Source organism: Sphingobacterium athyrii (assembly GCF_003071065.1).
GTDB classification, from domain to species: Bacteria; Bacteroidota; Bacteroidia; order Sphingobacteriales; family Sphingobacteriaceae; genus Sphingobacterium; species Sphingobacterium athyrii.
In genome coordinates this window covers 321,970-339,672 of sequence record NZ_QCXX01000009.1, presented here as the reverse complement: position 1 = coordinate 339,672, position 17,703 = coordinate 321,970, and the positions used below count along the sequence as shown (strand labels likewise).

Below are 17,703 nucleotides of genomic sequence, written 5' to 3'. Positions count from 1 at the left end.
AATATTTAGACAAAAAAGTATTTTTGTATTCTAAAGAAGTTCAGCTTCTGAACTATCTAGTGTAGTCTCGGTTTTCGGATCGGGACTACTTACTTTATAATTTTCTATAAACACGGTATCATTTTTCCAAAGTGTATACATTAAGATTAATAATTTTCTCTGTACGGCAACCTGTCCGACCATTTTTGACGGCTTTTTCTGGATGATTCTCGTGTAAGCTTCCTTTAGCACAGAATTATGCCTACAAGCTACCATAGCCGGAAAATACAGCGCATTCCTGATATACCTGTTCCCCTTTTTCGAGATCCTGGTTTTTCCTTTTACAGATGTCCCAGATTCCCGCTGAACAACATCGTATCCAGCATAGCTGACAAGTTGTTTGGCGCTACCGAACTGTTCAAACCCCATTGTTTCGGCAAGAATGGTAACCATGGTGATCATTCCAATCCCCTTTATTGTTGCAAGCTTCTCTATTTTTTTATGGAGCCCCAGGTCTGACTTTACCAGCCTGTTGATTTCCCCGATGCATCTGCCAATCTCCTTATCTATCTCAGAAATAAGTTTTTTATTGCTTTTTAGTATAAAGATCTGGATAGCATGCGAACAGTCCTTACTATGTTTGATGTTACCTAATGCCGTTTTCTGCTCCTGTAGCTGGACATGGTATCTGGTCAGATTTCTCAGCTGCAATAAGACTGGTGGAGGAGGACTCCATGCTTTATGGATCCTTTCTACACCGAATTGACTCAGGATCCGTGCATCAACAGCATCCGTTTTGGTCTTGATATTGAGGCTCGAAAAATAGTGCTTTGACGTATTGGGAAGAACAACATGAACCCTTTTCTTAATCTTATGCAGATGGTGGGCAAGGTTCTCATAATACACACCGGTAGCCTCCATCAAAAAAACAAGTGCTGCATCTTTCGCAATGACTCCTTTGGCCCAACGCAGAAACTGGTTGAACCCTTTGCTATCATTACTGAAATCCACTGTCTTGGAGAACACTAATTCTCCATCATCTGAACACTGACACAGACATGCTGTGAATGTCGCTTTTGAGATATCTATCCCAATGCATTGTTTACTAATAGCCATAGTCAAGAATTTAAATCGTATCGACTTAATCCTCCTTCGTCTATCCTTTTGTTTTATCCAGGCTCGAAATAGCGGCCTTAAGTACTGTTCAGACTCCTGAGAATAAAATCGTGTGGACAATTCCTTTTTTACGGTATAACGATCTGTTTACCTAGCCACATCTCGTCTCACACGAACAGCCAATACATTTTGTATAACAACAATATAATGACCTTTTCTAATTTCTCAGTAAAAATAAAAGCCACATCTCACGACGTGGCCCTAAATAAACATATGATTCACTAGTGGTCAGCTTTTGTTCTGATCAGACTGTTCCTAGTTATTGAATGCTATTTATACGAGTTGACTGAACTGGTTACTATCCAGCCATTACCTCCGCGCACCAACTTCACCAAATCAGTCTTGGTAAAATTTTAAAATTTCAAGGTTATCTTAGCAACCTTATAATCTGCCGATTCCTCGAAAATATCGGTGCTTGGATCATATTGATCAAACAATATCCTGATGAAGATTATTTATACCCCGGATTTTGCTTTAGATTATCGCCGTCTTTATTATTCAGTTGAATCTCACTTAATGGAATAGGCAGTAAAACATTGTAATCCTGAAAACCAGTTGTTATCTTATTTGCAGGCCCTGTATCCCCATTTCGTAAAATCCGTTCTTTTAGTTTATTCATTCTGACTAAAGTCATTCGACGGTTTTCTTCTGCTATCAGCTCCCGGGCACGTTCATCTAGAATAAAATCAATCGTTATCTCACTCGCTGCCACTTTTCCTAATTGATTATTGCCCGATTCTGCACGTGCTACTCTAAATGAACGATCACGTAGTTTATTGATATCCTCGGCAGCACCAACTGTATTGCCCTGCCGCAATCGAGCTTCTGCGCGCAACAAATAGGTTTCACCGAATCTCATCACAGGCCAATCTTTTACCAAAGCATAACCAAAATCATCCAGTGGATCATAACCGCCCCATTTTGTTGGAAATGGATACCACACTTCCAAACTATCGGTACGGAAAGGGACCACTTTATCCCCTGTTTTGATGATTATATTTTTAGTTCCTGTACCTTTTGCTACCCGATATCCATCCGCATCGACACCAATTTCTGCACTGAAATTTGGACGATTATAATTCGTCGTCCGTCGAATGTTAAAGTTACTATTGCGAATATCACCCTTGAGATCTTTCCATACCGTATACTTCATAAAATTACTTAACCTTAAACGGCCATTTCCTCTTCCGCCAAGCGAATCAGCATTGATCATACCATCCCATTTATGATATGCAGGCTGCCATATTCTTCGGTGCTGGGGGTTATCAATTGTACCACCATTTACTTCTCGATTAAGCTCCGCTTCAAAAGTCCAAATTGCCTCAGTATTTCCTTGTCCACGACGCATATTACCTTGTCGAAACATATCTCTAAAATAATCGCCACCTTCGGACAAATATTTTCCATAACGTGCTTCGATTAATTTATAATTACCAACGTCGATAATAGCCGTTGCCATTGCTTCTGCCTTAGCGAAATAGCTTGCATCACGCATTCCTATACGTAAAAAAGCCTCCGCAGCGAGCTGTCTTGCTATATCTTTATTGATGCGACTAGGCGCATTGGCCTTTCCAAGATCTGGAAGTTCTTTAATGGCATAATCCAAATCTTCGGCAATAACCTTGTCGATTTCAGCAACAGCGGTCCGTGTATAATTAAATGACGGTACCTTGATCGAACTCGTCAGCAAAGGCACATCGCCCCAAAGGGTAACAAGCATATTATAAGCATAGGCCCGGAAAAATCTTGCCTCGGCAGATGCTTTCGCATTACTATCGCCCACGCCGTCAATCACAAGGTTCGCATTGTTAATAAAAGCGTAACATTTTTCCCATAAAAAACTTACGCCTGCATTTTCTGAGTTTAGGTCGGCATATTGGTAAAACGGATTTTCAACACTCTCCGTCGACCCTGCACTTGTAATATCTGTCCCAATCTGCCAACAGGAAAGGAACCCCTGCCTACCACTATAACCCCAGAGCTGGGCAAAATTGTAATGTAAGCCTAACAATCTGTTCTCCACTGTCGTCGGGTCAACATTCGTTGCATCGTAACTTGAATACGGTTTCTCGTCCAAATAGCCTTTACCACAAGAGCTGGCTCCTACGGATAACATAGCCAACATGGATAATAAGGTGGTATAATTGTTTATCGTCTTTTTCATGTGTATATAATTGATTTTGAAAAATGATGGGAGATCGTTAAAAACTCAGGTTAACACCTAAAACATACGTCCTCACCATTGGATAGTTAATTGCATCGTTCGTGGATCCACGGGTGATATCGCGGGCTTCTGGATCCCAACCTAACCAATTGGTCCAAGTATACAAATTGCGACCACTTGCATATACTGTCAAGCCCTGAACACCAATCTTTTCGACAAGCTGCTGCGGCATTGTATAACTTAAGGTCACATCTTTCAAACGGGTAAAACTGGCGTTTGAGGGAAAGCCATAACCATGGATATTCGAGTGATTCCCTAAAGAGCGCCATTCGTTGCTTTTGTTTTCCGGTGTCCAATATCCCAGTGCTGCTGGTGTACTGCGACGTCCCATCTCATCCGACGCCCCGCCAATCTGCGGATTATTACGCAATGCCCCTTGCACTGTATTGATAAAGACATTAAGTGTAAACGCTTTATAGCTAAACGTGTTGGTCAAACCGGCAGTCCACTGCGGTACAGTCTGCCCCAAAACAGATCGATCACCGTCATCAATTTTTCCATCAGCATTTAGATCGGCCAATTTAAGATCTCCGGCTTGCGCAGCATCATCCCAACCTTTATTCGCCCCCGACGCAATCTCATCCTCTTGCCAGATGCCAACTTTCGTATAATCGTAAATGACACCTATAGGCTGACCAATAAACCATCTATTGCCCAAATCCTCTTTACCATTGCCATATACTTCGGTGATCTTATTTTTATTCCGGGAGAAGACCAATGTACTGGACCAGTTAAATTGATCCTTTACGATATTTTTGGTATTTAAGGTCAAATCTACGCCTGTATTTTGCAGTTTGCCCATATTGGAATATACATCCACAAATCCGGTTAGCTTTGGCAAAAGCTGTTTTAATAGCATATCGTAAGTACTGGATTTGTATACGTCAATACTACCAGAGATCCGGTTATTCAATAATCTAAAGTCGATACCCGTATTCAACCCTTTCGTTTTTTCCCACTGCAGGTTATCATTACCCATCAACGTACGAATATTTAAGGCAGTCGTCGATAGACCGTTCATCGCCATCGGATTCGAATTCATCAGGAATTGGGTCTGATAAATTCCGATAGCCTCATTTCCAGAAAGACCATAAGAAATACGCCATTTTAAATTGCTGACAATGTGTTTTGTATTCCGCATAAAAGATTCGTTATGAATATTCCATGCTGCTGCAGCCGATGGAAATGCACCATATTTATTGTTTCTTCCGAAAACAGATGCACCGTCCCGACGGACAGTCAATGTCAACATATAGCGGCTATCATAAGCATAATTTAATCGACCCATTTGTGAAATAGAACGGTATAAATCTGCCGTAGACGAGACTTTTTGCGTTGAAGCAGCCCCTAGATTGCCCCATCCTAATGCATCGTTAGGAAACACCTCCCCTGTTGCTATCGCTTCTTGCCAATATTTGCTCTTTGCGGCATATAGCCCTGTGAAGTCAATATGGTGCTTACCAAAGTCCTTGTTATAAGTCAATATATTCTCTATGGTATAGGACTGTGTTTCCCTATTGGTAATACGTCCGAGACCAGCGAAATTATAGACCGATTCCCCTTCATATTCATTGTTTCTGACAGGAACATAGGAATAACCTGCATTCAATTTATATTTCAATCCGGCTAAGGGCTTATATAATTCACCAAAATTTAATTCCGCATAGCCATTCAACGAAATGTTAAATTGCCGACGTTGTGGATCCAAAGTTGTTGGCAATAATGGATTAGACCATAATTGCTCTGAATACATCGGGTATTGTGTTAAAGAACCATCTTCGTTATACATTCTAGCATAGGGGCTCATGGCCGCAGCCTGTAACATATTCGCCCGTCCACCATCTCTATTGTGGGCTACAATAAATGAAGACGTTCCTAAAGACAAATATTTGGTTGCCTTAAAATCGGTATTTGTCCGGAAGGAGTAACGTTTATAATTGTATCCTAACAAAACTCCCTTTTGATTTAAATAATCGCCCGATACAAAATACTTCGCATTTTCACTTCCGCCGGACAAACTTACATTGTGATTTTGCACAACCCCAGTCTGCATTACAGCATCCAACCAATCTGTAGTTACACCGTTTGCATAATTATCATATTCATATTGGTTGCGTACTGGCCCCCCATTGTATAAACTTGTGTTTGTAATTCGTGCATATTCCGCGTAACGTTTTAACAATTCTTCGCCAGATACAGGTTCAAGGATATGCGCAACATTTTCCACACCGCCATAGCCACTATAGCGAATCGAAGGCTTACCCGAAATTCCTCTTTTTGTAGTAATCAAGATCACGCCATTCGAACCATTTACCCCATAAATAGCTACCGCAGACGGATCTTTCAGCACCTCTACCGATTCAATATCATTGGGATTAATATCATTGATTGAACCATCAGTACGTGACAATGGAATTCCATCTACCACGATATAAGGCTCGGAATTTGCATTAATAGAGTTTCTACCACGCACCTGTGCAGAAGGAGCGTCTCCAGGAATCGATGATGCTTGAGAAACGGTTACATTAGATACTGCCCCCTGAATCGCCTGCATCACATTATTCACAGGGATCTTTGAAAGACGATCTTTGGGAACTGAAGCAACCGAACCAGTTATATCCGATCTTTTCTGACTACCATAGCCTACCACAACAAGCTCCTCCAAGACATTTTCGGCAGGCACAAGGGCAATGTCCAAATTGGCTTGCTGCCCAACTGTAATTTGTTTCTCTTGAAATCCAACTGATGTGATAATTAACGTGCTTCCAGGAGACGCTTGGATTGAGAAATTTCCCTGTGAGTCGGTCTGAACTGTTTCAACCCCACCTTTTACACGGATGGTAACACCTACAATTCCTTTGCCTGTGGTATCTTTAATAACCCCTCTCACATTTGCACTCTGCCCATAACTGGACAGGGCAATCAAAAAAAGGCTATTCAACAAAAGACCTTTTTTTGTAAATCTGTTATAGTAATGATTTAACATGGTTTATTTAATAATTGATTTGGTTAGCATATTATTTTCTAAGTGCTTCTGGAATCAACCTAGCAATGCCAGAATGTCCAAAGGATATTCTTCTCAATTTGAATTCATAGACTATCTTGTTTATAATTGGTGTTCTTGTCCCCTCCAAAAAATAGCGCGCACATCTTCTGGATAAGCAAGCAAATAATTTCGTCAACCGATGTTGTTGAACTAGAAACAAAAGTAGCTCGGACGGGAGATCAACGTGTTTGATTTTGGTTCAATTGAGTTGAAATTCCCTTCAAAATGCTGAAAAAAGCCGTTATTGAATATATCTGAACTGATCCTATCGAAGGAATACAGTCTCCATAGCGCGGACTTCAAACAAGATCTTCAAAAAGAATTTGTTAACAAGCAGAGCCAAGCTCTCGCGCTCCGATTAGTTAAAATCAGGCAGTAGAAGAGTACCTGTAAGGTTAAAATAAAAAGGGGCAGTCCAAAATGAACAGCCCCTTCCTGACAACAATGTAGTGTTTATCGTGTCCAAGTATGAAATATTTGCTTCTCGCCATTCCGCCAACGGATCTCAACTTTTTTATCCGTCGCTTTCAATTCAGGGAACAGCTCTTCATTTGTCCATTTTTCCCCCGATTTCTTCCACAGCTGCAAAGTGACATACCATTGTGCTCCGGGATTTCCTTCTCTTGCAAAACAATTCAATAACGCACTCTCCTCCGCCACAGGATGGAGCCCATGACAATTTCTATTTTCCATTCCCTCCCAACCCAACAGCCGCACCATAGCCAATTGATACGCACCATTATCTAAAATCATCGCTTCTTGCCCTTTATATTGAAGTGTACGCACTGCAATGGGCTTATCCTTCCATTTTGGAAGCGCATAATGACCTAACCGAAAGCCCAAGGGTTTATCGGAAAGTAACTGGTCACATCTTAAAATTCCATTTGCCAATGTCCGCTCCGATAAAGCTAGATGTACCGTCGTGTCCGAGGCTAATGTCGACATGCGGCGATAAATCCCCTGTTCATATCCCTTAAACTGATACATGCGAAGTGATTCCCAGGTATTCGGTCCGATTTGAAACGCGTAATTCATTGAGATTTCACCGTTCTTTCCATCGGCCTGCCAAGGAAACGCACTGTTATAGGAGAGCTTATTGTAATTTTCCGTTCCCTGATAATAGCCAACGACCTTACTTGCATTCCAAGAACGAATTTCGGAAGCACCTATCCTATCATAATCAGTTATTAATATCTCAGCACCGTCAACATAGGTATTCAACACCTTAGCGGCCGGAATTTGACGATCCCAAGCGCCAAGATTTTCTGAGGCAGTCCAAAAACTGCTGTTTTCCGGAACCAATAGACCTAAAAAGAATTTTCCGAACCAATATGCACTGCCCCGACAACTATATTCTTGCACAGCAGGATCAAAAGCACCGTAAAAACCAAGGTTTGGAATACCATCTGAAAGAAAATCGGGATTTTTTAAAAACTGCAATAAGGTACCCGATGCAATTCTTCGCATCCAACCATAATTGATGGACGGATCATCCCATAGCCCCAATAATGGGAAGGGTACCGCAGCCCCCATCCGATAAGAAATACTGCGCCCCCACATAATCATTTCGCCATGACGACTAAATAAATAAGGGTAGCTTTTCACCACATCCTGTAGATTGGACTTGAATTGAGCGGCAAGTTCAGGATACATCGTCGCACCATAGTTATTGGCCCAGAGCGATCCATAAAGCTGAAAGGCCCACATGCTGTAATAATCATAGTAAGGACTATCATTATACCAGCCATCGCCACTATAGTCCTTTAAGCATTTTTCTAACAAGTCCTTGAGATAATCTTCTCGGACAGCATAGCCTCTACTTTTAAAAAAGCTCATAATCATGATATTGAAAAAGCGCCAGTTCATCTGTATCGTTGGTCCATTACCATAACTGAGCATGGTTTGTGCAAGTTTATCTTTTGTCTCTTCCGGCAAAGGATCCCATAACACTTCTGGAGCTGCCATTAGCGCAACCGCCAAACCGCCAAATTCTACTAACTTTTGACTAGGTCCTCCTTTTTCGGGAAGTGGAGCAATATAACTTTCAGTGGTCCCATCCAATAGCTGTTCCAGTTGATGACGATAATAATCCGCTACGCGAATACCACGAATCTTATGGTCAGGATTTTTCTTTAATAGTGGCACAGCGATGAAGAGTGTACGACACAGCCCCTCTAAGCGTTCCGTTTCGTTATGCACCCCATCTCTCGGGTAACTCCTCCCCGGTTGCTTGGGAAATAACATCGGGCTATTTATATCTTGGACAACAGAAAATGCACCTTCCAGCAAATAGGATGCTGCATCCATCCAATGCTGGCGTGTCAGTCCAGTATAAGGGCTTTTTTTAAAATCTAGATTTTGCGGTTCGAAAATCGTTTTTTTTTGTGCCTGTATGCTTGTTGCGAAAGCAATATAAACGCCGAGAAATACCAGAATTCGAAGTATACCCTGTTTTATTTTCATGTTTTTTATCTCCCTCATTTTTTTGCGGATTTGTCGCACCATTCGAGCACTTTTACTGCTGTCGGAGCCGTTTCAGCTAATCCTTCGCCATCTTTTTGTACCGTAGCCTGTACAAATAGCGCAATCTTGCGCTTATTTCGCCACAACTCGGTATCGTAGGTCGGCTCCCAAGCCCCTACAGATTCATCACGAAGATCAACAATGTCATTGGCCTCGCGTTGCATCCCCCACAAGGTCAAGATAGAAGGTCGAAATCCCCTTTCCTGATCCCGAAAGATCAACGTCAAAGCGACCCTATCGCCTCTCCCTCGAACCAACAACTGCGGTCTAGCGATTGGAATTTCTTTTGTTCCACCACCACTTAAGCTGAATGGAGTTTTTCTAAAATCAAAAGATCGGACTTTCCATTCTCCATCCTGCAAATAAATTACTTTATATTGCGGAATCTGTGATTCCGGATCGCGCCAATAACTTGCTATAAAAGGGTTCCCCCTTTCATCGGCTGCAATGGATGTTTGATTAATCAATTCGTGGTGCTGCGGAATACGAGCTGCATATTCTACGGTAGAAGCCTTCATCGGCAGATCATACCTTATACCATTACTTCGCTCCCAGGTTAATCCCCCATCTTTGGAGCAGGCATAAGCCATATCATGGTTGCTCGCCACATCCGGACTTTCCCGCCACACCCAAGATAAATGTATCGTGCCGCGATTATCGACATAACTTTGCCAATACGCATTTCTTTTTCCCTCACCATCGATCAAATTGCTATGGATACGTTTCCATTTTTGTTGTTTGCTATCATAGCTATTCACCACGAGATTACCATTGCCTGATCCGCCATCCCGATATAAAAATAACAACTGACCATTGGGGAGTTTTAAAAACTCGGGATAAGTCACTAATGTCTCATCTCGACCTACCATAACCTGCTCGTAACCAAGGACGAGGCTATTTGGATGAAGAGAACGTGCATACCTCAACCGACTATCATGCTGATCCCAGCATACGTGAAGATATCCAGCCTGATCCACCATGATACTGATCACATTATGCGCATCTTTGGCATGACCGGTATAAGCCGTACGACGCAGCTGCCAAACTTTTCCTGATAGTAGACGTCGACCTAATACCACATAACCGTCGTCGTCATAATAGGCTACATACTGATATTTACGGTTGCTGGTTAAGGAGTTCTTGCGAAATACGGCGGTATTAACCGTATTCTTTGCCCACCCGCTTCCGACTATTGTTTCCTTAATTTTTTGTCCCCGCACCTGAAAAAGAAATAACAGGCATGCACAGCAGAGCATCCCTATTTTTATAATTTGACTACGATATCTTTTCATTTACTTTTTAATTGGCTTTGTGAAACTTGTTTCATAGGTACGATGTTATTGAATAGCTTTGCTATGGTCTTTGTTCCAATCCTGTCCTAACCAGATACGTTTGGCACTCCAGTCTGTCGCTTCGCTTGTCCAGAATGGATCCTCATCTGACAGTCCCAAAGGCAAGAAAATCACTGAGCAGAGGTAAGGGCTTCCTTGATTGTTATAGGGATCACCAAGGCCAGGTTGACTGCCATACATACCTAATGTCAACCAGCCATTTTGATAAGTACCAGGGTTTTCTGTCGTCTTTTTCAATACAGCAGACAATGCTCCACGAACCTGGCCAGTTGTTAGTTCTTTCGGAAGGCGCTTTTTGAATGCCATATCCGCCAAATGATGAAAGGCCGCAGCGCGATAAATTACAGATCTCCCCGTTGGCGGAAAACTACCGTCTGCATTGATTAAGCGTTCCTGGATAATAGCATAGCGTTCGTTACGGAGCCTGATCTTCGCAAACATGCTGTCGTAGTTTTTGGTTTTCAATTGGATCATATCCATGATGCCCGCCAAAAAAGGATGAATAACATAACTATTGTAGTAATCAAAGGCATAATGCGGACCATCCATATACATACCATCGCCAACATACCATTGCTCTAATTGCTGCAAGGCATAATCGACTCGCATCACATCCCACTCCGTTGAATATTTAGCTAAAAAAGCTTCATTCATCGCCGAAAAAAGCAACCAATTTGAATAGGCCGGCCGAAACTGACGCGTGATTTTTATCGATGCGATCAAATTCTTTTTTGTTTGATCATCAATATGCTCCCACAACCATGGACTACGCATAAAACCTAAAGCAATAAAGGAAGCATCAACAAGCTGTTGCCCCCCTAGATCAAAACGCATAAAATCCCGGGCATTGCTATCTAACGCATTTTTCAGCGCTTGAACAGTCCAGACTCTATATTGATCGCGCAGCTTTCTTTCTGCTACTGAACCACCATCCAAAGAAAGCCAGGGCGCTATACCTGACAATACTCTTCCCAATACTTCGACATACTGCACTTTGATACGATGCTCCTTGTTATCCACCTGCGTCGATGTCATCTGAGGCATATTTAATCGAAGACTGTCATGTGCTAGACTCCGTAACACCGGACGCAGCATACGGTCCATTTCTTGAAGCCAAAAAGTTCTACTGGTCTCGTGATTACCCGTGGGTTTCTTTTTTGCAATTTGGCCCTGAACAGACTGAACTGCCAACAGCAGCAGGAAGGAAAATAAAATCTGATTTTTCATATTCATGGTTAACTCATTTTTTATCCAGATAACGATACATTTCTGTTCCGGCCAATAAGAATGCCCCTACACCAAACGGCGCTGTAGAATTGGCATCAACAACTTGCCCGGGGATAGCTTTCTCACCGATAGGTTGCACGTATCCGATTTTTCCGTCCGCCTGCAGAGCGATTTGACTAAGGTAGTTCCAGCCCTTAAGCGCAGCCTGAGCAAACTTCGGATCAGTGAGTACTCCTTCGTTGATACCCCAAAGTAAACCATAGGTAAAAAAGGCCGTACCACTCGTCTCCCTACCAGGAGCATGGTCCGGATCCAACATACTTCGCGTCCAAAAACCTTCTGCTTGCTGACAGCTTACGATTGCAACCGCCATTTCTTTGAATCTTTCACGGTAATAACTATAATGTCTATCCTGCTTGGGTAGATCTTGGAGGACCTTAGCCAAGGCAGCAAATACCCAACCATCACCACGCGCCCAAAAATCCTTCTTGCCGTGGAGGCTTTTGTGTTTCGGATAAACATATTTTGCGTCACGATAGTACAACTTATCTTCCTTATCAAACATAATACTATCTGCGTATTGCAAATAGGTATACATTTTATCAAGATAAAGCGGATCTTTAGTCAATTGGTACATTTTGGTCATGACAGGCATCACCATATACAGGCCATCAGCCCACCACCAATAATCAGTATTGGCTGAATGGATCTGATAGTCCATAACTTCTTTAGCTCGAGCAATCTTTTCGGGACTTGGCGACAAATTATAAAGATCAATATAGGTCTGGAAACAGATCTGCCAATCTCCAAAAAGAACATACTCATCTGTCTCACCGTAGCTATATTTCCAATGTTGTTTGTTGGTTGATTTAGCGCCTTTCCAATCATTGAACCTTGCCCAGTCCTCAGAATATTTCAGCTCACTTTTGGAATTGGAAATCTTATAAAATTCCATATTTCCAGTATGGTAGGCCGCCTGATCCCAAAATGCCCAAACCTCCGGTTTGTGATGAGATTGCCAATACTGGTTTGCACTTTTGAGCTGAGAAAGGACCGCTTCTTTTTTCAGTTTCTGTCCAAAAGAAAAATGTCCTATAAGCAATAGGCATAAAATAAAATTGATACGCATGTCTATTAAGATTTATAATGTTTGATTCCCTACCGGGACAAACAAAACTACTTCAAATCGTTTTGGAAGATGTTTGAATAAAGACTAATCATGACCTAAAATGGGATCATTTTAGGCCTAAAAGGCTAAATGATCAGGTTTAGTGGCTTTACTCTAAAAATAAACGTACAATATACACTTATTTAAAAAATATTTGTATATTTAATCAATATAAACCTAAAAATCTTCAGTTGGTCCCCCTTTATTCGCTATACAATACGGATGTATTGAAGCTAAATGATACCGTAGGCTAACGTTAACTCTAGGAGATCGAGCGCAGCAGCTATGGTTGGGTAAGAATTTTACCAAAACTGGATTGGACAGGTCGAATAAAAGATTATTAAGATGAGCGCATCTATCCGGCAAGTAATCGCATTTTTGCATCTATATCTAACCGTAGTAACTGCTGTATATAGCCAACAGATGGGGCTTGACCCTGTGCCAAAAAATTATGAGCTTCCCTCACTAACAATCAATCAGACGATACAGGATCGAGAAGGATACATCTGGTTTGCATCTACCCAGGGTTTAAGTCGCTATGACGCCTATAATATCCTCAATTTTAAACTGAGAGATGCTGCGGGGAAAGCAACCACCCAACAAGCTATTCGAACACTTATAGAACTGGAAAACAAATTGATTTTGGGGGGTGAAAAAGGTGTTTATGTATTAGATAAGCGCAATTATAAAATCTTCCCGCTAAATGATCCACGCTTAGCAACCCTTCGTGTCAACACAATGATGGTTGACCGTTCAAAGAGGCTTTGGATCGGTACGGATGATGGCATTTTTATCTACGACAGTACATTAAAGCCATTGACAGATGTACAAAGTTCGCGTATCCTGAACAATAGGATGCCAGGCAAAACGATTAATACCCTATTTCAGGATAGCCAGGCTCAGATGTGGATTGGCGTTTGGGGAGATGGCTTATTTAAGCTTAGCCTCAATAATAACAAGTTACACGCCTACCCCAAACTTGGTCAACGCAACAATCCTTTCAAATTGATGGAAGATGATCACAGACAACTTTGGATATGTACTTGGGGAGACGGAATTTATTTATTCAACCCACAAAACCCAAAAGACCCCTACAAGGAAATTGAGATTAAAAATAAGCGCCGTCAAATTGGTAAAGAAGATTTATTTTACAATATCATTCAGGATCGAAGCCGCCATTACATCTGGGTTCTCTCCTTTTCAGGCATATCGACACTTCAATATCAAAATGGCCGATTGCAGGAAATTGACCTATCTCGCTACTTTGACAATACGACCAACATATTCAACGATATCTACCAAGATAGATATGGTACATTATGGCTTGCTGTCGGTGGCAAGGGCGTATCAATGTTCAGCTTTGACAAACCAACCCTTAAAAACCATAACTTTCAGCAAATAAAATCCTTATACAGCATTGCTCCCAATTTAAATATGCTCTATCGAGATCACTTGGGCACCCTGTGGTTTAATCTCGAACGATTTGGTTTTGGAAGTCTGTCACCAACAACAAATCAACTAAATACTTATAGCAACTCCAATTTTAGAGATCTTATTTCAATACGCGCTGTGACCTGTGCCACAGATTTTGGGCAAGAGTTGTGGGTAGGTTCTGCCTATGAATCCTCAATCAATGTTTTTCAGAAGACAGACAATAATATCAAATTCTTACGGAAGATAAATCTAGCTCAGCAGATCGACCATCAAGGAATACCCTCCTTTTTCTTCACAGATCGACAAAAAAGACTCTGGATCGCCACGACACAGGGTTTGCTCTTGAAAAAATCGGAATCAGAAAATATGGCGATCATCCCAAAGATTAAGGATCAGCCTGTCGCTGTTGCTCAAGATAATCAAAACCATATTTGGATCGCAACCAAAGAAAATGGGATTTATTGTATGGACAGTCGAAATTTGACCGTCCAGCTTGCGCATATTGGTAAAGAAACTTCCGGATTGAAAACTGACCAGATTGAAACGATGGATGTCGATCTTGATGGTAATTTATGGATCGGGACCAAAGATAATAGGCTGCTCCAATATCAACTCGCCAATAAACAAGTAAAGGAAATCGCAAACACGACCTTATTTGAAAAAAATCAACTTCTTGATATTATTTGTCTGGGTCGCTATACTTGGCTATCAACAACTCGTAATATCTACAAAATCAACCGTTCAAATAATGACATCTGTGAATTCTCCACTTCTGACAGCCTTCAGGTCAACATGTTTTCAAAACGGGCCTTTGCTGTGGACAAAAATGCCAATACCATTTATTTTGGTGGTTACAATGGGATTGTTCAACTCAATGATCATAGTATCATACCTAATTTTAAAGAAAAGGTTCTTATTTCGGACATCAAAATAAATAATAAGTCTATTATCCTAGAATCAAAAGACGAGGTATTCAGCAATGACCATACTAAATTGATACTGAATCCCGAAGATCAAAATATTGAAATATCCTTCTCCACCCTACCTTTTACGCAGGAAGGAAAAATCCGTTATGCGTATAAATTGGAAGGCGTAGATAAAGAATGGATCTATGCCCCCAGAGACCGTATCTTTGCAACATACAACAATTTAAGTAAAGGAAACTATAGGTTTTTAGTCAAATCAACCGACCTCTACAACAAGTGGAATACCACACTTACGCAAATTCAAATAATAAAGAAACCTTCATTTTATGAAAGCAACTTCGCCTATTTTATTTATGCCTGTATTGTCGGGGGCATCGTATTCTTTTTTATTAATTATTCTTTTAAGCGCTTAAAATTGAGTGGTGACCTAAAAATTGCCCAAATTGAAAAAGAGAAAACCAAGGAACTTGCACAGTCCAAGCTCAGCTATTTTACCAATATTTCACACGACTTACTCACGCCGCTGACCATTATCTCCTGTTTAGTTGATGATGTTCAGATGACTACAAAAAATAATTTAGAGCAATTTGATAAAATGCGCCTTAATTTAAGTCGACTGAAACGGTTGCTCCAACAAATCTTAGATTTCAGAAGAATGGAAAGCAACAGCATGAAACTGCAAATCAGTGCATCCAATTTTCCTTCGTTTGTGACTCAATTAGGTGCCATGCATTTTGGTCCCATTGCCAAAAAGAAAAACATCGATTTTGAAATTCAACATGGAGACTGTCCCGAATGTCTTTACTATGACGTTGATAAAATTGATAAAATTCTATTCAATCTCCTATCCAATGCATTTAAATATACCGAACAAGGGGGAAAGATTTCACTTTCATATCATGTAGCGGAAGACAAAGGTTCAAGTAGACTCTTCATTTATGTTCGTGACAATGGCATAGGAATATACCCCGAAGATATGGAGAAAATTTTTACTGCCTTTTACACCAATAACTCTACAAAACATCTCGAAAGCAATGGTATAGGCCTTTCTGTAACCAAACAATTGATAGAAGCACATGATGGTGAAATCCGGGTGGAGAGTCAACTCCATGTCGGCAGTATGTTTCACGTCACGATTCCGGTGGATAAATTGCACTACCATAGCAAAGGGATCCAAGTGATGGAACAGCCTTTTGTCGACGAACTAAAAGCGACTACTATCCATTCCGATGCGATTGATGAAAGTTTACCAAAAAGTACAATACAGCCAAAACTTAACCTCTTGCTGGTAGAAGATAATGAAGAACTTCGCTCAACTATGGCCAGAATCTTAGCCCAAAATTATCAGGTACATATTGCCCATAACGGTTTGCGAGCTTTGGAGGTCCTCGAGAATACTGAAATAGATATTATCGTGAGCGATATTATGATGCCCGAACTCGATGGACTTAATTTGTGCAAAACCATCAAATCAAATTCAGAATTTAACCATATTCCTATTTTGCTCCTGACTGCCAAAAACAGTATTGAAGATCGTATTGAATGTTATCAAGCGGGTGCAGATGGATACATTAGCAAACCTTTTGAGATTAAGGTCTTGGAAGCCAGAATCCAAAGTTTTATCATCAACAAACGCTGTCGACAACTTGTGTTTCAGAGTAATACACAGATTAATATCGCGGCACTCGACCATACGCCTTTAGATGAAAAATTTGTACAGAAGATGATTCAAGTTATCGAAAAACATCTTTCGGACGACCACTTTGATGTAATCAAACTCGGCGATATACTGGGCCTATCCAAATCAACACTTTATCGAAAGACAAAAGTTCTTTTGAATGTCTCGCCGAGCGAATTTATTAAAAATATACGGTTAAAACATGCATGCCAGATCATGCAAAAAGATCGCTCGATTTCAGTGAGTGAAGTAGCCTTTGAAACTGGTTTTTCTGACCCGCGTTACTTTGCAACCTGCTTTAAGGCAGCATTTGGAGTTACTCCGAGTGAATTCCAAAAGAGATCGACTTCAAACTCGTTCGTAACCCGATAACTTGTACTAAAGAGCCGTGACCAGAGTTTTACATTTCCGATCAGGGTACTTTCAAAAAAAGCACTACTAACCTAAATATTACAAATATTTATTCAGGGTTATATTTTTTTAACCACTCATCAAATCAACATATTCTTCGATACCAGCTAAAATTATCCAAAAAACTTGATCTTTACAATTAATTGAGAACATAGAAGCCACATACCTTGATATGGTTTTACAACATTTATATATTTATTTAAACGGCTCCTATTTATTATGAGTTGACTGAACTGGATACTGCCCAGCTATCCCCGTCACGGACCAAAGTCACTAGAACAGTCCTGGTAAACTCTTTAAATTTTAGGGTCACTTTGGCTACCATATAATCGGCTGACTCTTCGAAAATATCGGTGCTGACCACACAGTTTAACTTCTCACCTTTTTACTTTTTTAAGTATTTAACGACTTGATCGCGACTTTCTCTCAATAAAGCAAAAGGCGTCGCCAAGTATACAAGACTAAAAATCGAATAAATAAGTGCGAATAATAGATCAGCTCCCGCGAATACCAAACGGTCGAAATCATTTCATTTCCTTGCCCTACTTTTACTACCAGA

Annotated in this window: 8 protein-coding genes; 1 reads left to right on the top strand and 7 read right to left on the bottom strand. The window is 40.9% G+C overall.

Annotated features, from left to right (window positions below; genetic code table 11):
- Window positions 1-30: 30 nt before the first annotated feature.
- The 7 genes from DCO56_RS26200 to DCO56_RS26170 form a co-directional block, all read right to left on the bottom strand.
- Complete coding sequence (locus DCO56_RS26200; protein ID WP_108634995.1) at window positions 31-1,095, bottom strand: IS110 family RNA-guided transposase; 1,065 nt, start codon at window positions 1,093-1,095, stop codon at window positions 31-33.
- A gap of 511 nt (window positions 1,096-1,606) precedes the next feature.
- A complete protein-coding gene (locus DCO56_RS26195; RefSeq protein WP_219929455.1) occupies window positions 1,607-3,319 on the bottom strand; it encodes a RagB/SusD family nutrient uptake outer membrane protein in 1,713 nt (570 codons plus the stop codon).
- A gap of 37 nt (window positions 3,320-3,356) precedes the next feature.
- Complete coding sequence (locus tag DCO56_RS26190; protein WP_108636632.1) at window positions 3,357-6,365, bottom strand: SusC/RagA family TonB-linked outer membrane protein; 3,009 nt, start codon at window positions 6,363-6,365, stop codon at window positions 3,357-3,359.
- A 513-nt stretch (window positions 6,366-6,878) separates the two neighbouring features.
- Complete coding sequence (locus DCO56_RS26185) at window positions 6,879-8,888, bottom strand: DUF2264 domain-containing protein (RefSeq protein WP_181390680.1); 2,010 nt, start codon at window positions 8,886-8,888, stop codon at window positions 6,879-6,881.
- Window positions 8,889-8,902: 14 nt separating this feature from the next.
- Window positions 8,903-10,240: a BNR repeat-containing protein gene (locus tag DCO56_RS26180; RefSeq protein ID WP_219929454.1), complete on the bottom strand. Its 1,338-nt coding sequence runs from the start codon at window positions 10,238-10,240 to the stop codon at window positions 8,903-8,905.
- Window positions 10,241-10,285: 45 nt separating this feature from the next.
- On the bottom strand, window positions 10,286-11,527 hold the full coding sequence (locus DCO56_RS26175; RefSeq protein WP_108636672.1) for a DUF2264 domain-containing protein: 1,242 nt from the start codon (window positions 11,525-11,527) through the stop codon (window positions 10,286-10,288).
- A gap of 13 nt (window positions 11,528-11,540) precedes the next feature.
- Complete coding sequence (locus DCO56_RS26170; protein ID WP_108636629.1) at window positions 11,541-12,656, bottom strand: glycoside hydrolase family 88/105 protein; 1,116 nt, start codon at window positions 12,654-12,656, stop codon at window positions 11,541-11,543.
- A 384-nt stretch (window positions 12,657-13,040) separates the two neighbouring features.
- Between DCO56_RS26170 and DCO56_RS26165 the strand changes: the two genes are divergently transcribed.
- Window positions 13,041-17,105 carry a hybrid sensor histidine kinase/response regulator transcription factor gene (locus DCO56_RS26165; protein ID WP_108636628.1) on the top strand — a complete coding sequence of 1,355 codons (4,065 nt, stop codon included), beginning with the start codon at window positions 13,041-13,043 and terminating at the stop codon, window positions 17,103-17,105.
- Window positions 17,106-17,703 lie beyond the last annotated feature (598 nt).